The sequence below is a fragment of the Alcaligenes sp. genome (assembly GCF_050255915.1).
Lineage (GTDB): Bacteria > Pseudomonadota > Gammaproteobacteria > Burkholderiales > Burkholderiaceae_B > Alcaligenes > Alcaligenes aquatilis.
In genome coordinates, this window is sequence record NZ_JBFWIQ010000007.1 from 133,525 (window position 1) to 153,107 (window position 19,583).

At 54.7% G+C, this 19,583-nt stretch carries 16 protein-coding genes; 13 read left to right on the forward strand and 3 right to left on the reverse strand.

All coding sequences use genetic code 11. The features are described from left to right. Window positions 1-728: 728 nt before the first annotated feature. Window positions 729-1,619 carry an alpha/beta fold hydrolase gene (locus AB7E06_RS10760; protein ID WP_395029878.1) on the reverse strand — a complete coding sequence of 297 codons (891 nt, stop codon included), beginning with the start codon at window positions 1,617-1,619 and terminating at the stop codon, window positions 729-731. A gap of 161 nt (window positions 1,620-1,780) precedes the next feature. On the opposite strand from AB7E06_RS10760, the gene guaA reads away from it, so the two are divergent. Continuing rightward, entirely contained in the window at window positions 1,781-3,367 is a 1,587-nt protein-coding gene (guaA, locus tag AB7E06_RS10765; protein WP_094198327.1) for a glutamine-hydrolyzing GMP synthase, read from the forward strand. A gap of 587 nt (window positions 3,368-3,954) precedes the next feature. Next, window positions 3,955-4,920 carry an alpha/beta hydrolase family protein gene (locus tag AB7E06_RS10770; protein ID WP_427956909.1) on the forward strand — a complete coding sequence of 322 codons (966 nt, stop codon included), beginning with the start codon at window positions 3,955-3,957 and terminating at the stop codon, window positions 4,918-4,920. A 252-nt stretch (window positions 4,921-5,172) separates the two neighbouring features. Here AB7E06_RS10770 and AB7E06_RS10775 read toward each other — a convergent pair whose 3' ends face one another. Beyond that, a complete protein-coding gene (locus AB7E06_RS10775; RefSeq protein ID WP_108727343.1) occupies window positions 5,173-6,087 on the reverse strand; it encodes a LysR family transcriptional regulator in 915 nt (304 codons plus the stop codon). 111 nt (window positions 6,088-6,198) lie between these two features. On the opposite strand from AB7E06_RS10775, the gene metE reads away from it, so the two are divergent. From metE to AB7E06_RS10800, 5 genes are all read left to right on the forward strand, one after another. Then, window positions 6,199-8,490, forward strand: a complete 2,292-nt coding sequence (gene metE, locus AB7E06_RS10780) for a 5-methyltetrahydropteroyltriglutamate--homocysteine S-methyltransferase (protein ID WP_321352427.1) — start codon at window positions 6,199-6,201, stop codon at window positions 8,488-8,490. 238 nt (window positions 8,491-8,728) lie between these two features. Further along, window positions 8,729-9,706 (forward strand): DUF1852 domain-containing protein, encoded by a 978-nt coding sequence (locus AB7E06_RS10785; protein WP_321278335.1) that lies wholly within the window; start codon window positions 8,729-8,731, stop codon window positions 9,704-9,706. Window positions 9,707-9,735: 29 nt separating this feature from the next. Then, window positions 9,736-10,764, forward strand: a complete 1,029-nt coding sequence (locus AB7E06_RS10790) for a methionine synthase (protein ID WP_108728699.1) — start codon at window positions 9,736-9,738, stop codon at window positions 10,762-10,764. Window positions 10,765-11,209: 445 nt separating this feature from the next. Then, window positions 11,210-11,857, forward strand: a complete 648-nt coding sequence (locus tag AB7E06_RS10795) for a TetR/AcrR family transcriptional regulator (RefSeq protein WP_094196455.1) — start codon at window positions 11,210-11,212, stop codon at window positions 11,855-11,857. 21 nt (window positions 11,858-11,878) lie between these two features. Next, window positions 11,879-13,591, forward strand: a complete 1,713-nt coding sequence (locus tag AB7E06_RS10800) for an acyl-CoA dehydrogenase family protein (protein WP_427956916.1) — start codon at window positions 11,879-11,881, stop codon at window positions 13,589-13,591. 108 nt (window positions 13,592-13,699) lie between these two features. On the opposite strand, the gene AB7E06_RS10805 is transcribed toward AB7E06_RS10800, so the two are convergent. Beyond that, the gene (locus tag AB7E06_RS10805; protein ID WP_094196457.1) at window positions 13,700-14,065 is read right to left on the reverse strand and encodes a VOC family protein; all 366 of its coding nucleotides are present in this window, start codon (window positions 14,063-14,065) and stop codon (window positions 13,700-13,702) included. A 71-nt stretch (window positions 14,066-14,136) separates the two neighbouring features. Here AB7E06_RS10805 and AB7E06_RS10810 point away from each other — a divergent pair, with 71 nt between their 5' ends. The 6 genes from AB7E06_RS10810 (at window position 14,137) to AB7E06_RS10835 (ending at window position 19,559) form a co-directional block, all read left to right on the forward strand. Beyond that, window positions 14,137-14,838, forward strand: coding sequence for a helix-turn-helix transcriptional regulator (locus AB7E06_RS10810; RefSeq protein ID WP_125277861.1), 702 nt, complete (start codon window positions 14,137-14,139; stop codon window positions 14,836-14,838). A gap of 248 nt (window positions 14,839-15,086) precedes the next feature. After that, window positions 15,087-16,304 carry a zinc metallochaperone GTPase ZigA gene (gene zigA, locus AB7E06_RS10815; RefSeq protein WP_166727098.1) on the forward strand — a complete coding sequence of 406 codons (1,218 nt, stop codon included), beginning with the start codon at window positions 15,087-15,089 and terminating at the stop codon, window positions 16,302-16,304. Window positions 16,305-16,366: 62 nt separating this feature from the next. Further along, window positions 16,367-17,308 (forward strand): GTP cyclohydrolase FolE2, encoded by a 942-nt coding sequence (gene folE2 / locus AB7E06_RS10820; protein ID WP_108727349.1) that lies wholly within the window; start codon window positions 16,367-16,369, stop codon window positions 17,306-17,308. A 130-nt stretch (window positions 17,309-17,438) separates the two neighbouring features. After that, on the forward strand, window positions 17,439-17,714 hold the full coding sequence (gene yidD, locus AB7E06_RS10825) for a membrane protein insertion efficiency factor YidD (RefSeq protein WP_108727350.1): 276 nt from the start codon (window positions 17,439-17,441) through the stop codon (window positions 17,712-17,714). Beyond that, a complete protein-coding gene (locus tag AB7E06_RS10830) occupies window positions 17,707-18,168 on the forward strand; it encodes a SufE family protein (protein ID WP_208393616.1) in 462 nt (153 codons plus the stop codon). Before yidD ends, AB7E06_RS10830 begins: the two co-directional genes overlap by 8 nt. After that, a complete protein-coding gene (locus AB7E06_RS10835) occupies window positions 18,165-19,559 on the forward strand; it encodes a dihydroorotase (RefSeq protein WP_125277859.1) in 1,395 nt (464 codons plus the stop codon). Before AB7E06_RS10830 ends, AB7E06_RS10835 begins: the two co-directional genes overlap by 4 nt. Window positions 19,560-19,583: the final 24 nt, after the last annotated feature.

Consider the following 19,583-nt stretch of genomic DNA (forward strand, 5'->3'; position numbering starts at 1 on the left):
AGAAACCGCCAGCCTTTGGGTTGGCGGTTTTTTTTATGTCAAATTTGGCTGATCGGATGATAGAGGGTGGTCTTGTTTTTGATCAGGGCGTGAAGGTGGCTAGCTAACTGTTTGGAGATGCTGGCACAACAGTCAAATTCTATTACCATGGCTTATCGTGTGGAGCACCGTGCGGGTAATGTATCTAGCGGCCTGCACAATTAACGCGATTTTCATGACTAGCTTCGCTCCTTGTTTTCCTGTTTTTACTCATCATTCAGATATGTAAAGGAGAGTATGTATGGAACTTAAGCCTGGCCCTAAACCTGTTGCCAAATCAACGGGTAAGCTCGATCAGCGTCGTCGTGACAACAAACAAACCCCTGGAAATACGTCAGCCCTTAAACCTAGTAAGCCTAAGAAATAGCTTCTTTCGCTTTGATTGCTTTTCCATATCGCAGACGCTGCGTGGGAGAAGGATTGAATCGATTCAATAGCCGATTCTGGTCATGATGTGTTTTAACCTGAGTCCAGTGCAAGGACTCAGGTTTTTTAGTTTATTGAAGAAGCCGTTTTGGGGAATAGCGCTTATGGTAGGGTTTGAAAAGTTGGGCCGTAAGCTTGTTATTCAGAGGCTTGGCTCCAGGTCGATACCATTGAGTGCATGAGGGCCGCCGCTGTCCGGCGACATGAGAAAGTGCTCCACGCAAATTCTATTGTCCTGGCGGCCAGGTTTTCCCACAGGCTGACTAGTCTGCAATCTCTAACAGCAAGCGGCTCAGCAGATCCGGGTGGGTAATCGCCGCGCTATGTCCGCTTTCCAATTCACGGAACTCCCAATCCTTCTGCTGGCGGGCCCACTCGCGAGACGTGTCTACGCCGCGAAAAGTCGGCTGCGTGCAGGAAATATAGGAGCAGGGCCGGAAATTGCCGATAACCGGGTTCTGCAATAGCAAAGCCGATTTGTAAACGCTAAGCGGCTGCGGCGTCAGGCGGTTTCCAACGAAGTGCAAATCCTCTGTAGCATGCAAGCCCAACGCGCTAAGGGGAGGAGGAGGGACGGCGGGGATTGTGCTTTGACCGGCCGAGGCGATCATGTTTTCCACCATTTTTTCAGGTAGGGTATCAAACGTGCTCGTACCATTGGGCAGGATAAAGGCATCCAGATAAATCAGATGGCGTATGCAACGGGGCATGACATCGGCCACACCACTAATCACCAGTCCACCAAAACTGTGGCCCACCAAAATGACATTGGACAGTTCCTCCCAACGTATCAAATTAGCGACATCGTCCACAAAGGTATTCAGGGTGATGTTTGGGTTGAGCAAGTGGCTGCGTTCGCCCAGGCCGGTCAGCGTAGGGGTATAGACTTTATGGCCTTTGGCCTGCAGCCGTGAGGCCAGTCGGGACCAACACCAACCACCATGCCAGGCGCCGTGAACCAGCACAAACGTCAGGCTGTCGGATACCTCGTCGGTATCTTCCTGGCATTCGTAGGCAAAGCTGTGCGAGCGATCGCTGGCGGGACCGGGAACAGGGATATAGCTGCCGCCGCTTTGCTGTGGACCGGCCTGTGCAGGTCGGGATTCATGGTGTTCATTGAGCTCGCTCGGATGAGGGGTACGACTCGAAGACATGCTGAAACTCCCAAAATGGCTGCATGTACTGTAGCTGCCTTGCCGCATGAATACCAGTGATGCAGGACAATTTCAGCCTGGAGTATTTCTGCGGCTCCCTAAGCGGCGCTACACAGCGTAAAATAGATCCTTTACCGCTTTATTATTGGCTCGATACTTTCATGCACCAGCGAATTCTGATTCTTGATTACGGCTCCCAGGTCACCCAGCTTATTGCGCGTCGTGTACGCGAAGCCGGTGCTTACTGTGAAATTCACCCCGGTGATGTCAGCGATGAATTCATCCGTTCCCAAGAAGGCCTGAAAGGGATCATTCTGTCGGGCAGCCACGCTTCTGTCTACGCCGAAGACGCCCTTCAAGTGCCCGCTGCTGCTTTTAATGCCGGCGTACCCGTTCTGGGCATTTGCTATGGCATGCAAGCCATGGCCCGCCAACTGGGTGGCGTTACGGAAGGCTCGGACAAGCGTGAATTCGGTTACGCCGAAGTCCGCGCTCACGGCCACACCAAGCTGCTGGACGGTATCCAGGATTTCACCACGGCAGAAGGCCACGGCATGCTTAAAGTCTGGATGAGCCACGGTGACAAGGTCACCGCGCTGCCCCCTGGCTTCAAACTCATGGCTTCCACGCCCACCTGCCCCATCGCCGGTATGGCCGATGAAGATCGCGGCTTTTATGCTGTCCAGTTCCACCCCGAAGTCACCCATACCGTCCAAGGTGCTGCCTTGTTCCAACGCTTTGTGCGCGACATCTGCGGTTGCGTGGGCGACTGGAACATGCCGGACTACGTGCAAGAGGCTATTGCCAATATTCGTGAACAAGTTGGCGACGAAGAAGTTATCTTGGCCCTGTCCGGTGGTGTGGATTCCTCCGTTGCTGCCGCTTTGATCCACCAGGCTATCGGCGACAAGCTGACCTGCGTATTCGTGGATCACGGCCTGCTGCGTCTGAACGAAGCCCAGCAAGTCATGAGCACCTTCGCCGACAATATGGGTTTGAAAATCATCCATATCGACGCTTCCGACCGCTTCCTGGGCAAACTGGCCGGTGTTACCGACCCAGAAGCCAAGCGCAAGATCATTGGCCGCGAATTTGTGGAAATCTTCCAGGAAGAGGCCGCGAAACTCAGCAACGCCCGCTGGTTGGCCCAAGGCACAATCTACCCGGACGTCATCGAATCTGCCGCTGCCAAATCCGGTAAAGCCACTGGCATCAAATCCCACCACAACGTGGGCGGCCTGCCAGACACGCTGAACCTGAAGTTGCTGGAGCCCCTGCGCGAACTGTTCAAAGACGAAGTGCGCAAACTGGGCGTAGCCCTGGGCCTGCCACCCGCAATGGTCTACCGTCACCCCTTCCCAGGCCCAGGCTTGGGTGTCCGTATCCTGGGTGAAATCAAGCGCGAATACGCAGACCTGCTGCGCCAAGCTGATGCCATCTTCATCGAAGAGTTGCGCAACACCGTCGACCAAGAAACCGGCAAGAACTGGTACGACCTGACTTCTCAGGCCTTCACTGTTTTCCTGCCCGTGAAAAGCGTAGGCGTGATGGGCGACGCCCGTACCTACGAATACGTTGTTGCCATGCGCGCAGTACAGACAACCGACTTCATGACGGCTGACTGGGCTGAACTGCCATACTCGCTGCTCAAGCGTACCTCTGGCCGTATCATCAACGAAGTACGCGGCATTAATCGTGTGACCTACGACGTAAGCAGCAAGCCGCCAGCGACGATTGAGTGGGAATGATCCCGCGTCTGGCACGGCTAGGCGCCTGAAGGCATAAAAAGCCGCTAAGCCCGCGTAATTGCGGGCTTTTTTGTGTTTGGAGTGGTGCTGCTCGGCAGAGTGAGTCAGTTTCAAACATAAGTGTTGCTGTTTCTCTGTTTTCAAGCAGCTCCCCGTCTTGCCTGTCTTTTCTTTTGGCTGCTTATCAATTTCATTGCTACGCGAAGGCGCCCAGGCGGTGGGCAGCTCGGTGTGAGCACTTGTCTGCATTTCTGACTCGGCGTGTTCTTACCCTTCAGGAACTGTTGTGCGTCACTTTCGCCAAAGAAAGGCCTCCTTTGGGTTTCTGTCACCCAATGCCAATGGCGGGCTGTTTGGCGTCGGAAATGGTAATAGGGTAGTGCGACATCGAGGTCTGCGATCCATGCCAAGAGCTTTGCGTAGCGAGGTGGGCCGGGTATAGGCACCTATCGTCGCGGGGTGAGCTGCGTTCAGACAGAGTGAAATTATTTAGCTCCCTGTGAACAGCCTACATCATGAGCAAATAGATAAAAATCGAAGTCCAGTTTTGCGCTAAGGATGATTCATATTCAGAATAAAATACATAAATGCATCCTCTAAAACTTGTTCTTGCTGCTGCTTTGAGCTTTACGACGATCGTTGCCCATGCGGCTGGCTTTCATCGTATTGAAATTCCGGCCGAATCGGATAGTCCTGCACTAAAAGGTGCTGTCTGGTATCCATGTTCGCAGCCCTTGGAGGAGGTAAAGATTGGTCCTTACGTCATGTCCGTTGCCAAGGATTGCCCAGTCGTCGGTCGCCATCTTCCGCTCGTGGTGATCTCGCACGGTTGGGGTGGCACGTTTCTTGGTCATTGGGGCATCGCCGAGACCTTGGCGAATGCGGGTTTTGTCGTTGCAGCCATTAATCATGGTGACAATGCACTGAATCCAAGGCGTTACGGAGACCTGTCTGTGTTGATCGAAAGGCCAACTGATATCAGGCGTTTGATTGACTTCATGCTTGACTCATGGCCCGATGCTTCCAAGCTTGATGCCCAGCGTGTCGGTTTTTTTGGGTTTTCACGTGGCGGCTACACCGGGTTGGTTAGCATCGGTGCCAATCCACTTGGTGAGTTGTTATGCAAACACAAAGACAACCCGGCCTGCGAGCAGGCGAAACAGGGGGAATTGCTGACACTTACCCATGATCCGCGCATCAAGGCTGCCGTGGTCGCTGATCCGCTCAGCGATTTTTTCACGGTTGAGAGTTTCAAAAATGTGAAGGTGCCCGTGCAACTCTGGCGCTCTGAGCAGGGTGGTGATGGCGTAACGCCCGAAAGCGTTGCTGCCATCGCTCACGCATTGTCAGAGAGAGTCGAGTTTCATACCGTGGCTGCTGCCGAACATTTTGCTTTCTTAGCGCCGTGCACTCCCGAAATGGCGAAGCGGGCCCCCGAAATTTGTTCAGATCCCCCTGGGTTTGACCGTCAGGTCTTCCATACGGAGCTCAATAGCACAGTGCTTGCTTTCTTTCGCAAGAATCTCGCTAACGATGAAAAGCCAGTTCCCTGATTGCGTTGGCGCATACGATCGTTGAAAACGGCAGTGATGGTTTCATGTTAATGGGTGTGCAGGACACGGAATGCCTCATCCTAGCAAGCTGACAGATCGCTATTGTTCTTTGGCAACGTCAGGCCCTCAATCTTGCCAAACGAAACCTAATATCCTGGACGCTGACAATCGGATTATCCCGCCGAGGGCTTGTAACGAGGCCACCCCGCTCATTGGCAGCCCATCTTATGCCTTAGCGTTGACTGCCTGAGCTTAGGCGTTAGGACTGCTTGGCACGCCGTCCGGCCCAGCCCCCCGAGCCAGATCCATAAACGCCTGCAGATAATCAATCACTGCTTCCGTTTCCCTCATTCCCAGGAAAATTTGCTTGGCGATGCCGTGCTTGCCCAGCTTTACCGGCACCACATCCAGTTTCTCTGCATACTCCTGCACCAACCATCGGGGTAGGGCTGCGACCCCTCGTCCACTGGCTACCATCTGCATCATGATGTCTGTTGTCTCAATCGCTTTGTGGCGTCGGGGGGCGATGCCGGCGGGCAGCAGAAACTGGTTGTAGATGTCTAGCCGATCTATGTCCACCGGATAGGAGATCAGCACCTCCCGGTCCAGGTCCTTGGGCTTGGCATAGTCCACGTTCGCCAGGGCATGGTCTTTATTGACCACCAGTACCTGCTCGTAGTCGAACACGGGCTCAAATTTCAAACCGGGTTTATAGAGCGGGTCTGGGGTGACCAGCAGATCAATTTCATAGCCAAACAGCGCGCCGATGCCGCCAAACTGGAATTTCTGCTTCACATCCACATCCACGTCTGGCCAGGCGCTGAGATACGGCGAGACGATCTTCAGCAGCCATTGATAGCAGGGGTGGCACTCCATGCCGATACGCAGTGATCCTCGCTCGCCTTGGGCGAACTGGCCCAGGCGTTCTTCGGCCAGATCCAACTGGGGCAGGACGCGGTTGGCAACGGCCAGCAGATACTGCCCAGCTTGCGTCAATTGCAGGTTGCGGCCTTCGCGGCGCCAGATTTCGGTGCCCAGTTGCTGCTCCAGTTTTCGCATGGTGTGGCTAAGGGCGGATTGGGTAACGTGCAGCACGCCGGCGGCGGCGGTCAGGGAGCCTTGCTTGTCAACTTGCTGGACGACGGCCAGATGGATGCGCTCTAACATGATACGTGAATGAGATTCATGGGTTGGTGAGATAAGACCATTTTACTTCATTGATTGGGCTTCCTACAATGCAAGTCATTCTTTAATCCACTGGCCTATTGAGAGCAGCACATGACGACGATTCATAATCTTGGCTTTCCGCGCATTGGCGCCAAACGGGAACTGAAGTTCGCCTTGGAGTCCTACTGGAAGGGCGAGTCTTCGCGTGACGAACTCAAGGCTCTGGGTGCCCAACTGCGCCAGCGTCATTGGGAGAATCAGGCCGGTCTGGATCTGGTGCCCGTGGGCGATTTCTCTTTTTACGATCAGGTGCTCGATGCCAGCTTCTTGCTGGGCAACTTGCCTGAGCGTGTTCAGGGCTTTCAGGGTGACGAGCTGGATAACTACTTCCGCGTAGCACGGGGTCGATCGGCCAAAGGTCTGGAAGATCACGGCGCCTGCTGCGGTGGTGTGGCTGCTGGTGAAATGACCAAATGGTTCGACACTAACTATCACTACATCGTCCCTGAATTTACGGCTGATACCCAGTTCAAGCTGGATGCCTCGCGTTTGCTGGAGCAACTGGCTGAAGCCAAGGCTCAAGGCGTGAAAGCCAAGCCTGTGATTATTGGCCCCGTGACTTATCTGGCACTGGGCAAGGCCAAGGATGAATCCAACAAGCTGGCCCTGCTGGATCGCTTGTTGCCTGTGTATGTTCAATTGCTGGATACGCTGGCCAAAGCAGGCGTGGAGTGGGTGCAGATTGATGAGCCTGTTCTGGTTACCGAGCTGGATGCCGATTGGCAGCAAGCGTTCAAGACCGCTTATCAGCAGTTGAAGTCTGCTGACGTGAAGTTGCTGGTAGCGACGTACTTTGGTCAGCTGCTGGAAAATGCTGCTTTGGCCGCCAGCTTGCCTGTTGCCGGTCTGCATGTGGATGCCATCAACGATCGTGATGGCGTGGAGGCATTGCTTAAGCTTTTGGGTGACGAGAAAGTCTTGTCTCTGGGCGTGATCAATGGTCGCAATATCTGGAAAACAGATTTGACCGCCGTACTGGACTGGGTTGAGCCTATCGCCAAGCAATTGGGCGATCGTCTGTGGATTGCTCCTTCCTGCTCGCTGCTGCATGTGCCAGTTGATCTGGACAGCGAACAACAGTTGGATGCCGATGTGAGGTCCTGGTTGGCCTTTGCCTTGCAAAAGCTGGACGAACTGCGCGTATTGGGCAAAGCCTTGAGCCAAGGCCGTGAGGCTGTCAAGGAGGAGCTGGCCGAGAACCTGGCCGCGTTGACGGCCCGTCGCAACTCGCCTCGAGTGAACAATCCTGCAGTGAAGGCGGCGGTGGCTCGCATTTCGGCCGAGCTGGGCAAGCGCAAGAGTGCTTACGCACAGCGCGCTTCCAAGCAAGCTGAGTTCTTGAAGTTGCCTGCATTCCCCACCACCACGATTGGTTCTTTCCCGCAAACAGTAGAAATCCGTCGTGCTCGTAGTGAGTTCAAGGCGGGTCGTCTGGACGAAAACAGCTACCAGGCCGCCATGCGTGCCGAGATTGAGCGCAGCGTGCGTGAGCAGGAAAAACTGGGTCTGGACGTGTTGGTACATGGCGAAGCCGAGCGCAACGACATGGTCGAATACTTTGGTGAGCAACTGGACGGTTACGCATTCACTCAGTTTGCTTGGGTGCAGTCCTACGGTTCGCGCTGCGTGAAACCACCCATCCTGTTTGGCGACATCAGCCGCCCTCAGGCTATGACGGTGGAATGGATTACCTACGCCCAGTCGCTGACTCAAAAACCCATGAAGGGCATGTTGACCGGCCCCGTGACGATTTTGAATTGGTCCTTTGTGCGTGATGATCAGCCTCGTTCGGCTTCTTGCCTGCAACTGGCGCTGGCCATTCGCGAAGAAGTGCTGGATCTGGAAAAGGCCGGTGTGCATGTGATCCAGATCGACGAAGCTGCTTTGCGTGAAGGCTTGCCACTGCGTAAATCCCAATGGCAAAGCTATCTGGACTGGGCGGTGGAGAGCTTTCGCATCGCCGCCAACGGCGTGGGTGACGAGACGCAAATCCATACACATATGTGCTACTCGGAATTCAACGACATCATTTCCTCCATCGCGGATATGGATGCGGACGTGATCACCATTGAAACCAGCCGTTCGGACATGGAGTTGCTGGAAGCCTTCGAGACTTTCCAGTACCCCAACGAGATCGGCCCCGGCGTGTACGACATTCACTCGCCCAATATTCCAACCGAGCAGCACATTGTGAATTTGATGAAGAAAGCCGCCGAGCGCGTGCCAGCAGAGCGTCTATGGGTGAACCCCGACTGCGGTCTGAAGACACGTCAATGGGCTGAGGTGATTCCGGCTTTGACCAATATGGTGGCGGCAGCCAAAGTCTTGCGGGCAAGTGCCTGATTGAGTCGGGAACCGTTTTGGCGGTGAGTCCCGGCCAAAGCCGGGACTTTTTTTGGAGGCGATTCAACACTGTGTTCTGGTTCTACCAGGAAGAAGAGGGCAAACAGTGTGGCCCCAGCAGTCGGCCAGACAATCAGCGCAAGGCATACATAAATAAGATGAATTTATTTTTATACATCAACGTATTAACTAAAAATAAATTCGAGATTGAAATCAGAAATCAGGGCATACATAAAAAATGAATAAAGAATTCGCGTTTAGCATCAAGAGCATTCGTTTTGATGAAAACTACCGTCCATCCAATAACACACGCATCACCACCAACTTTGCCAACCTGGCCCGTGGTGAAAGCCGTCAGCAAAACTTGCGCAATACCCTGGCGATGATTAATAATCGCTTCAACAATCTGGCACATTGGGACAATCCTAATGGCGATCGTTATTCGGTCGAACTAGATATTGTCTCTGTTGATATTGATGTTGAAGGTAATGGTTCCACTTTCCCTACCATTGAAATCCTGAAAACCAATATCGTCGATCACAAAGAAAACAAGCGTATCGACGGGATTGTCGGCAATAACTTCTCTTCGTATGTGCGTGACTACGACTTCAGCGTGGTTCTGCAGGAGCACAACAAGAACAAAAATGGCTTCAGCGCCCCGGAAGGCTTTGGTGATTTGCACGGCAAACTGTTTAAGTCTTTCGTGAATTCTGCGCTGTACCAAGAAAACTTCAACAAGTCCCCCGTGATTTGCCTGAGCGTGTCCAGCAGCAAGGTCTACCACCGTACGGGGAACCAGCATCCGGTATTGGGCATTGAGTATCAGCAAAATGAGTTTTCGCCTACGGATGAGTACTTCGCAAAAATGGGACTGCGGGTTCGCTATTTCATGCCCCCAAATAGCGTTGCGCCCTTTGCTTTTTACTTCCGTGGTGATTTGCTCAGTGACTACACGAATCTGGAATTGATCAGTACCATCAGCACGATGGAAACATTTCAGAAAATCTATCGCCCCGAGATTTACAATGCCAACTCGGCCGCAGGAATGCGCTATCAGCCCAGCCTGAAAAATGCCGATCACTCGATCACGCAAATTGTCTACGATCGCGAAGAACGTAGTCGTCTGGCGGTTGAGCAGGGCCGGTTTACCGAAGAAAGTTTTATCAAGCCATACAAAGTGATTCTTGATCAATGGGCAGCCAGTTACGCGCTTTGATTCATCAAAAACAACAAGGTTATTTAATTATGAAAAAATTGCTACCCACCTCCACCGCTGGCAGTTTGCCCAAACCCTCCTGGCTTGCTGAACCCGAGAAGTTGTGGTCGCCCTGGAGACTGGACGGTGAGGACTTGGTCGAAGGCAAGAAGGATGCACTGCGTCTGTCCCTGCAAGAACAATTGCACGCCGGTATCGATCTGATTAGCGACGGCGAACAAACCCGCCAGCACTTCGTCACCACCTTCATCGAACATCTGGAAGGTGTGGACTTCGAAAAGCGCGAGACTGTGCGTATTCGTGACCGTTACGACGCCAGTGTTCCTACCGTTGTGGGTGCCGTGACTCGTCCCAAATCCGTGTTTGTGGATGATGCCAAATTCTTGCGTCAGCAAACCTCGCAGCCGATCAAATGGGCGCTGCCTGGCCCCATGACCATGATCGATACGCTGTACGACAACCACTACAAGAGCCGTGAAAAATTGGCTTGGGAATTTGCCAAGATCCTGAACCAGGAAGCCAAAGAGCTGGAGGCTGCAGGCGTGGATATCATCCAGTTTGACGAGCCCGCTTTCAACGTGTTTTTTGACGAAGTGAACGACTGGGGTATTGCGACTCTGGAACGAGCCATTGAAGGTCTGAAGTGCGAAACCGCTGTGCACATCTGCTACGGCTATGGCATCAAGGCCAACACGGACTGGAAAAAGACGCTGGGTTCGGAATGGCGTCAGTACGAAGAGTCCTTCCCGAAGCTGCAGCAATCCAAGATCGACATCATTTCCCTGGAATGCCAGAACTCCCATGTTCCTATGGATTTGATCGAACTGATCCGTGGCAAGAAAGTGATGGTTGGCGCCATTGACGTAGCCACCAACGTGATCGAAACCGCTGACGAAGTGGCCAATACACTGCGCAAGGCGCTGAAGTTTGTAGACGCGGACAAGCTGTACCCCTGCACCAACTGCGGTATGGCACCTTTGCCACGTGCCGTGGCTCGCGGCAAGTTGCACGCCCTGAGCGCCGGTGCTGAAATCGTTCGTAAGGAACTGTCGGCCTGATAGGCTTGATGCCTGCACGCTAGCTCGTTCAGACTGCCCTCAGCAAACAGTATTGATGGCTTTGCCATCGCTGTGACTGGGGGCAGTTTTATTGGGGCGACTGATTGTGTTGATCCTTCCATGTGCGCCGGCCTTGGCAACATAATGCTGCGTGTTTCGGAGGTCTGCTGGGGGTCTTGGGTTTGTTTCTTCAGTGCTCCTGGTGTTAAGGCGGGTCGGGCATAAAGGGAGGACAGGCGGAAGAAAGGGCAGAGCGATGAGTAATTCCACTGCCCAAACGCCAAACCCTAGGCTCTAGGGACTGGGTTTCAAATAACAGATGCTCCCGAGCAGCCTGCAATGCCAGTAGGCGAGTCTATTTACACCCCTGATTAAAGAAATTCTTGTCCATGACAAAGAAATGAACTAGGATTCACTCATGTAATGAATTTTGGTTCACTTCTTTATGGCCTACCGTCAAACCCCCGCCGTTCAAGCCCGTCTGCAAGACAATCGCAGCCGTATCCTGGAAGCCGCTCGCGCTTTGGTCAGTGAAGGAGGCTGGCAGGAAGCGCAGGTGGCCAGTGTGGCGGCCGCTGCCGGTATTGCCACGGGGACGGTCTATCGTTACTTCCCCTCCAAAGCCGAGCTGTTCGCGCAAGTCCTGTCGCTGGTGTCCCAGCGCGAGGTCGATGTGCTCACGGACATTGCACAGGCCGATGGTTCTTCCATGTTGCGCCTGCATGCCGCTGTCTCCACTTTTGTGAAACGTGCCATGCGTAATCCTCGTTTGGCCTATGCCTTGATTGCCGAGCCTTGCGACAAGGAAATCGACGCGGCTCGTCTGGTGTACCGCGCCGCGATCAGCCAGGTCATCCACTCCATTGTTTCCACAGGCCAGGACGCGCAGGAAATGCGCCAGGATGTGCAGCCCGATATTGCGGCGACCGTCATTGTGGGCGGTTTCATGGAAGGGTTGATTGGCCCGCTTTCTCCTTTAAGCCGTCAGCAGCACGATGGCACGGACAGTTACCAGCGCCAAGTGGCCGCGCTGGCTGACCAGATTGCCCAGATGGCGTGTGCCAGTGTGGCAGTCCTTTCTGCCACGTCTTAGAAAAACAGTTTGGAGACAACCATGAACCAGCCGCTTTCCCTCAGCATGTTGAATGCGCCCGAGGATCGTTACAGCACACATCAGGTTTTGAATCAGGCCTTGCCCGCCAGTGGTTTCAATGCTTTTACGGGCGATCAGGTTTTACGTGATGCCATCAGCCGTGAAGCCCCTTGGGCCGCATCGCGCTGTCAGGCTTTGGGGGCGGTAGCTGGTGATGAGAATGTGCAGGAACTGGCTCGTTTGGCGAACCGCCATATTCCTGAGCTTAAAACGCATGATCGCTTCGGCAACCGGATTGATTGGTTGGAATTTCACCCTAGCTGGCATGAGTTGATGGGCCTGGCCTGGCAGCACGAGGTGCCCAATTTAAGCTGGCGTACCCAAGAGGCAAACGGCCACTTCGCCCGCGCCGTCTTGTCCTATCTGTGGAATCAGGTGGAGCACGGTACGGGCTGCCCGACTGGCATGGCTTATGCGGCTTATGCCGGTTTCGAGGCCGAGCCTGCTTTGGCGATCTGGGCGGACAAGCTCAAAGGGACACGCTATGAATACAGTCGCCGCGAAGTGGGGGACAAGCCCTCGGTGGTGATTGGTTATGCGATGACAGAAAAGCAGGGCGGCTCAGATCTGCGCGAGACGCAGACGACCGCGCGCTTCTCCCATAGTGTGGATTATCACGGTGCCACGGCGCATTGGTATGAGCTGACGGGGCATAAATGGTTTTGTTCGGTGCCGCAGTCCGATGGTTTTTTTACGCTGGCCAAGGTCAATGGGGGTGTCACGTGTTTCTTCTTGCCCCGTACCTTGCCGGACGGCAGCTATAACCGTTTTTTTGTGCAGCGCCTGAAGGACAAGGCGGGTAATCGCTCGAACGCATCCAGTGAGGTGGAGTATGCGGGCACGCTGGCAATTCGGGTAGGGGAAGAAGGGCGCGGTATTCGGGAAATTCTGTCGCACTCGCATTTGACACGTCTGGATTTTGCGATTGGCTCGGCGGGGTTAATGCGGCAGGCGCTGACCTTGGCCCTGCGTCACACCACATCACGCAAGGCTTTTGGGACCTCTATTGCCGACCGACCCATGATGAGCAATGTGCTGGCGGATATGGCGGTAGAAGTGGAAGCGGCAACCTTGATGTCCTTGCGAGTCGCCAAGGCCACTGACCTGATGCAAGGCAGTGAACACGAAAGGCTGCTGGCGCGGGTGGCCACGCCTGCGGCTAAATACTTCAATTGCTCGCGCGCGCCCTCTATTGCGAACGAGGCATTGCAGTGTCACGGCGGCAATGGCTTTATTGAAGAAAACCCCATGGCTCGTGTGTATCGAGAGTCCCCCTTGAACAGCGTTTGGGAAGGGACGGCCAATATGATGTGTATGGATGTGCGGCGCGCCATGATCAGAGATCCGCTCACGGTGGAGGCGGTTTTCAATGAAATCAGACCCTTGGCCGGGCAAGACAAGCGCTTCGATGCCCTGGTACAGCACACTGAACGTCTGGTGAGAGCCGCGATTGAGGATGAGTTCCTGGCCCGCCCTATGACCGAAGCCGTCGCCCGTGTTTTGCAGGCCGCTGAGCTGTTGCGCTATAGCCCGCAGGAAGTGGCGGATGTGTTTTTAAGTACGCGTAGTTCCGGGGAGCTTGGAACTTGGGGGGCGCATTACGGCACTTTGGGAATGACAACGTCCTTGTCAGTCACGCAGAAAATCATGCGTAGAGCGATGGTGGCAGATTGATTGGTGCGGCTTACTAAGTATGGAGTGAGCAAAGGGCTATCAGGACTAAGTCTTGGATAGCCCTTGTTGCTTGATCTTGGCGGCTTTGCAGGCAAGGCAGCTTCCGTTTTACGCTGCCGTGCAGACCCTTAGTCGGTGCCCATCGGGATCCAGAGCGACAAATGTGCGCCCAAAAACGGCTGTCTTGGGTTCCTGCTCTATGGGGATACCCGCTGTTACCCAGGTTTGATGCCGTTGATCAACAGCCGCATCATCGTCTACTAAAAAAGAGAGCTCGGAGCGATGGCCGGTTCCGGATGATACAAAGCTGGCTGCCTGGGTAGACCACAAGCCCAGCGTCAAGCCTTTGTTCAGCTCAAAGGCGACATAGGTGGGGAAGGATTCAGCAGGCGCTTTTTGTAGCAGTTTTTCGTAGAAAAGGCGGCTGGCGGCGGGGTCTTGGACGTAGAGTAGCAAAAGATTTGGGTGATTCATGATCGCTCCAACATGGTTATTGAGCAGATCATTATGGGTGACCATACTGCCAAAAAATGGCAGTATCTAGCATGGCCCGAGCGGAACGACTTTTTTCCCTTTTACAAGTGCTACGCCGACATAAGCGTCCGGTGAGCGGTGCGCGGCTGGCTCAAGAGCTGGGCATCAGTATTCGGACGCTGTATAGAGATATTGCTTCCTTGCAGGCACAAGGTGCTGATATAGAAGGGGAACCTGGCGTGGGCTATGTGCTACGCCCCAGTTTCATGCTGCCACCCTTGATGTTTTCTCAAGCGGAGCTGGAGGCCTTGATACTGGGCTTTCGCTGGGTAGAAAAGTTCGCGGATGAACCGCTGATCAAAGCGGCTGGCGATGCCATGGCCAAGATCTCGACGGTCTTGCCGGATAGCTTGAGAGACAGCCTGGACAGTACCGCTTTGCGGGTTGGGCCCAGGGTGATTCAGGATACTGAGCGTGTTGATCTTGGCATTGCGCGTACAGCGATTCGTTTGCAGCGCAAGCTGCGCATCACCTACATAGATGGGGCAGGGCAAGAATCGGAGAGAGTGATCTGGCCTTTTTCCTTGGGCTACTTTCAGCACTTTCGGATTCTGGTGGGCTGGTGTGAATTGAAAGGGGATTTCCGGCACTTCCGCACGGACAGGATACGAGGATTGGTCAGTCTGGAAGAGTCTTATCCTCGGCATCGGGCTGATTTGTTCAAGCAGTGGCGCGCAATACAAACAGAGCTAAGCTATGTGCCTGACACCTGACACCTGACACCTGACACCTGACACCTGACACCTGACACCTGACACCTGACACCTGACACCTGACACCTGCTTCCTGATCCCTGCTACGTCGCTTTGTGAGAACCAGTTTCTCCGTCCTGCTCTTCAAGCCCTCCTTACAAGAGGGTTTTTTCCTGAACAATTATTGTTATGTTATAACATCTCATAATTGGCGAGAGTCCTTTGCAAGGAACCGCCCATTGATGGCTCAAGGACGAAGAGAAATGACGATGAACCCCGATAACACGCCGGTCGATCCCTCGGCCCGCATTCCCGTAACGGTTTTGTCCGGTTTTCTGGGAGCGGGCAAGACGACTTTGCTGAACCACATCCTGAACAATCGCGAAGGCCGCCGTGTCGCCGTCATCGTGAACGATATGAGTGAGGTCAATATTGATGCCGCTCTGGTCCGTGATGGTGGGGCGGAGCTATCGCGCACGGATGAAAAGCTGGTGGAGATGAGTAACGGTTGTATTTGCTGCACCTTGCGTGAGGACTTGTTGCTGGAGGTCGACCGTCTGGCCAAGGAAGGGCGTTTTGATCAACTGGTCATTGAGTCCACCGGTATTTCAGAGCCGCTGCCCGTGGCTGAAACCTTCACCTTTGAAGGCGAGGATGGTCGTTGCCTGGGTGAGGTCGCTCGTTTGGATACGATGGTCACGGTGGTAGACGCTTTTAACTTTCTGCGCGATTACAGTTCGCAAGACAGTATTCAGTCCCGTGGCGAATCTCTGGGAGAAGACGACGCGCGCACCGTCGTGGACCTGCTGATTGAGCAGATCGAGTTCTGTGATGTGCTGGTTCTGAACAAGATTGACTTGATCAGCGAACCAGAGCGTGAACGCCTGATGGCAATTCTGAATAGCCTTAATCCCCGTGCTCGTATTGAAACAGCCGAGTTCGGCAAGGTGCCCTTGGATCGCGTACTTAACACCGGTTTGTTCGATTTTGAAGAGGCATCCAAAGCCCCCGGTTGGTTGCAGGAATTGCGTGGCACTCACACCCCGGAAACGGAGGAGTACGGCATAGGCAATTTTGTGTACCGCGCCCGCCGCCCGTTCCATCCGCAGCGTTTTCTGGAGCTCGTTGAAAGCGAATGGCCCGGCGTGGTGCGTTCCAAAGGCTTTTTCTGGTTGGCGAATTTCCCGACCTTGGCCGGTTCCTGGTCACAGGCGGGTGCGGTGGCTCGCTATCACGTGGCGGGTTACTGGTGGGCTTCCATGCCGCCCGAACGTTGGCCGGAAGACCCCGAAGCGGTAGCCCTGATCAAGGAAAAATGGGATGAGCGCGTCGGGGACGCGCGTCAGGAGCTGGTTCTGATTGGCATGGATATGGACGAGGCCGCATTGCGTGCCCGTTTCGATGCCTGCCTGTTAAGTGATGAAGAAATGGCCAGCGGTCCCAGCACCTGGACAACATGGACGAATCCGTTCTCAGACTGGCCTTGATGGAATGAGGTCTTGCCTAGTCCCTGTCGGCTTGGGCAAGACCTTTTGATTGGATGTTGAGTATGACTGTTGTCCTTCCCGACCCGGCTTTGAACGATTCCACTTATGGCCTGACTCCGCTGTCCTGGGTGGGCATGGAGGGAATCGATTTACCTATTACCGTGGTCGAACCGGGCTATACGCGCCAACTTCATGCGCGTGTCGATGCCCAGGTTGATTTGCCGCTGGCACATGTGAAAGGGATACACATGTCCAGGCTGTATCGCTTGCTCAATGACGTGCCACCAGAACAGGCCTTGTCGCTGTTGGGGCTGCGGCGTCTTTTGCAAAGCATGGTGGATAGCCAGGAGGACTGCGGCACGCGCAGTGCGCGACTGGGTTTCAGCTTTGATTTATTGCTGCGACGGCCTGCCCTGGTGACGCAGGACTTGGCAGGATGGAAGTCCTATCCCGTTGTGCTGGAAGCCCGTCTCGTGGACGGCAGTTTTGTGTGCAAAATGCAGGTTCAGATTGGCTATTCGTCGACCTGTCCTTGTTCCGCTGCGCTGGCTCGGCAATTGATTGAACAGGGCTTTATGCAGGCCTTTGGACGGCAGCCTGACTTGCGTGCTGAGGAGGTAGCGGCCTGGCTGCACAAGCACGCCAGCCTGGCTACTGCGCACAGCCAGCGCAGTCAGGCTCTGGTTCAGGTTCAGGTATCGGAAGATAGCGAGGATTTCGGATTTTTAGCCTTGATTGATCGTGTCGAGAAGGCACTGGCAACACCTTTGCAAACGGCCGTCAAACGGGCCGATGAGCAAGCCTTTGCGGCCTTGAATGGCCAGAATCTGATGTTTGTGGAGGACGCGGCGCGTCGTATAGAAGCGGCCTTGGTGGACTATCAGAACGCTGGCATTCAGGTCCGCCATCTGGAGAGTTTGCACCCCCATGATGCGGTGGCGTTTAAAACGCCTTTGATGTCAGAGACGCCTTTTGCGCGATTGAACGGGGGCGTGGCGCCATGAGTGTTTTAGTATTTATCAATCCTTGCCAAACACAACTGCACCCTCAGGCGTCCTTGCCGCTGGAGAGGGCAAACCAGATCACGATTAATCCGTCTGAGCGAGTGGTTCGCTTCCGTGTATCGGAGCGGCGATGAAAACCTTTCTTGCCTCTGCCCTGATCTTGCTGGTTCGCGGCTATCAGCTTTTTATCAGCCCATTGCTGGGGCCACGTTGCCGCTTTTATCCGACTTGTTCGCAATATGCGATCCAAGCCTTGCAGACGCACGGCCCACTCAAAGGAAGCTGGCTGGCCGCACGGCGTATTGTCCGTTGTCACCCCTGGCATCCGGGCGGGCATGACCCTGTTCCGGCTCGTGGCGATCAGGGTAGCCAAACGCCCAAGCATTCAGGAGATGGCCGTGGATAAGGGGGCAGTACCAGAAGAGTCCATACTCCAGGCGCAGCAATCCATCGTGGACAGTTTCCAGTGCCTGGGTAACTGGGTGGCGCGCTACGAATATCTGATTGATCTGGGACGCTCCTTGCCGGACTTCCCAGAAAAATGGCGTACGCAGGCGAACCGCTTGCATGGCTGTCAGGCACAGGTCTGGATGATCTCTGAATTGCGTGATCACAAGCTGTTTTTTCAAGCTCGTAGTGATTCCGCCATCGTCACCGGCTTGTTGGCGTTATTGAGGAAGGTGTATTCGGGGCGTTTGCCTGAAGAAATCCTGTCCCATCCCCCTGACTTTTTACAGGCAATTGAACTGGAGCAGCACTTGTCACCGAATCGTGCCAATGGCCTGTTTCACATGATGGAGCGGATTCGTTTGGAGGCGCAAGCCGCTTTGGATGCAGAAGCCGCAAAGGCAAAACAATGACACCAGCAATCCCGAAGGCCCCTCTCTCCCGGACCGCAGAAACGACCAAGCGGCATAATCTGCGCCATGCTGATTTGCTGCTCTGTGGCGGTACGGTAATGACCCCTAACGGGGCCGAGCCTATCGATATCGCCTGTGTGCAAGGTCGGATTATGGCTCTGGGCGATTTGCAGCCCGGCTGGAGTGCGGACTGCGTGCTGGATCTTAGTGGCCTGCACGTATTGCCAGGGGTAATCGACAGCCAGGTGCATTTCCGAGAGCCGGGGCTGGAGCACAAAGAGAATCTGGAAGCGGGTACACGGGGCGCGGTCCTGGGCGGGGTGACGGCGGTTTTCGAGATGCCCAACACCCATCCCTTGACCTTGGGAGCCACTGACTTGCAAGCCAAGCTGGATGCTGCTCAAGGCCGTAGCTGGTGTGATCACGCCTTTTATATCGGTGGCTCTGCCTTGAATGCCGAGTCTTTGCAGGAGTTGGAGCAGCTTCCAGGCTGCGCAGGCATCAAGGTCTTTATGGGCAGCTCTTTTGGAGACCTGTTGGCGGATGAGGACGACGTCCTGCGGCGTATCTTGCGTCATGGCCGTAGACGGCTGGCGGTGCATGCGGAGGATGAGGCCAGGCTGCGTGAGCGCAAACAGATCGCTCTGGATAGCGGCGACGTGCGCCAACATCCGGTTTGGCGTGATGTGGAAAGTGCCTTGAAGGCCACGCAACGCATTGTTCGTCTGGCGGCAGAGGTGAATCGCCGCTTGCATGTGCTGCATGTGTCCAGTGCAGAGGAAATGCAGTTTCTGGCCGCCCACAAACACCGCGTGACCGTAGAGGTGACCCCGCATCATCTCAGTTTGCAAGCCCCTGAATGCTATGAGCGTCTGGGCAGTTTGGCGCAAATGAATCCGCCGGTGCGCGAGCAAGCTCATCAAGATGCGCTGTGGCAGGCGATCCGCTCGGGTGTGGTGGATGTCATTGGTAGCGATCACGCGCCGCATACCTTGCTGGAGAAATCCCAAGCCTATCCCGCTTCACCCAGCGGCATGACCGGCGTGCAGACCTTGCTACCCGTGATGTTGAACCATGTCCATGCAGGTCGCTTGAGTCTGCAACGGCTGGTGGATTTGAGCAGTACCGGGCCTGCCCGGATTTTTGGTCTGGAAGGCAAGGGACGCATCGCTGTGGGCTTTGATGCGGATTTCAGCATTGTGGATTTGAAGGCACGCCGCCGTATCCGCAATGACTGGATTGCCAGTGTCAGCGGCTGGTCTCCCTACGACGGTATGCCCGTTGTAGGCTGGCCAATTCACACCATTGTGCGCGGCCATTGTGTGGTTCGTGATGAAGCCTTGGAAGGGCAGGCGCAAGGCAGGCCGCTGCGTTTTCTGGACGTCCCTTAGCCGCCCATTCAATCAGGAGTGCGC

Excerpts from the sequence above, each read along its gene's own strand:
- AB7E06_RS10760 (WP_395029878.1), bottom strand. The coding sequence starts at position 1,619 with ATGTCTTCGAGTCGTACCCCTCATCCGAGCGAGCTCAATGAACACCAT.
- guaA (WP_094198327.1), top strand. The coding sequence starts at position 1,781 with ATGCACCAGCGAATTCTGATTCTTGATTACGGCTCCCAGGTCACCCAG.
- AB7E06_RS10770 (WP_427956909.1), top strand. The coding sequence starts at position 3,955 with ATGCATCCTCTAAAACTTGTTCTTGCTGCTGCTTTGAGCTTTACGACG.
- AB7E06_RS10775 (WP_108727343.1), bottom strand. The coding sequence starts at position 6,087 with ATGTTAGAGCGCATCCATCTGGCCGTCGTCCAGCAAGTTGACAAGCAA.
- metE (WP_321352427.1), top strand. The coding sequence starts at position 6,199 with ATGACGACGATTCATAATCTTGGCTTTCCGCGCATTGGCGCCAAACGG.
- AB7E06_RS10785 (WP_321278335.1), top strand. The coding sequence starts at position 8,729 with ATGAATAAAGAATTCGCGTTTAGCATCAAGAGCATTCGTTTTGATGAA.
- AB7E06_RS10790 (WP_108728699.1), top strand. The coding sequence starts at position 9,736 with ATGAAAAAATTGCTACCCACCTCCACCGCTGGCAGTTTGCCCAAACCC.
- AB7E06_RS10795 (WP_094196455.1), top strand. The coding sequence starts at position 11,210 with ATGGCCTACCGTCAAACCCCCGCCGTTCAAGCCCGTCTGCAAGACAAT.
- AB7E06_RS10800 (WP_427956916.1), top strand. The coding sequence starts at position 11,879 with ATGAACCAGCCGCTTTCCCTCAGCATGTTGAATGCGCCCGAGGATCGT.
- AB7E06_RS10805 (WP_094196457.1), bottom strand. The coding sequence starts at position 14,065 with ATGAATCACCCAAATCTTTTGCTACTCTACGTCCAAGACCCCGCCGCC.
- AB7E06_RS10810 (WP_125277861.1), top strand. The coding sequence starts at position 14,137 with ATGGCCCGAGCGGAACGACTTTTTTCCCTTTTACAAGTGCTACGCCGA.
- zigA (WP_166727098.1), top strand. The coding sequence starts at position 15,087 with ATGAACCCCGATAACACGCCGGTCGATCCCTCGGCCCGCATTCCCGTA.
- folE2 (WP_108727349.1), top strand. The coding sequence starts at position 16,367 with ATGACTGTTGTCCTTCCCGACCCGGCTTTGAACGATTCCACTTATGGC.
- yidD (WP_108727350.1), top strand. The coding sequence starts at position 17,439 with ATGAAAACCTTTCTTGCCTCTGCCCTGATCTTGCTGGTTCGCGGCTAT.
- AB7E06_RS10835 (WP_125277859.1), top strand. The coding sequence starts at position 18,165 with ATGACACCAGCAATCCCGAAGGCCCCTCTCTCCCGGACCGCAGAAACG.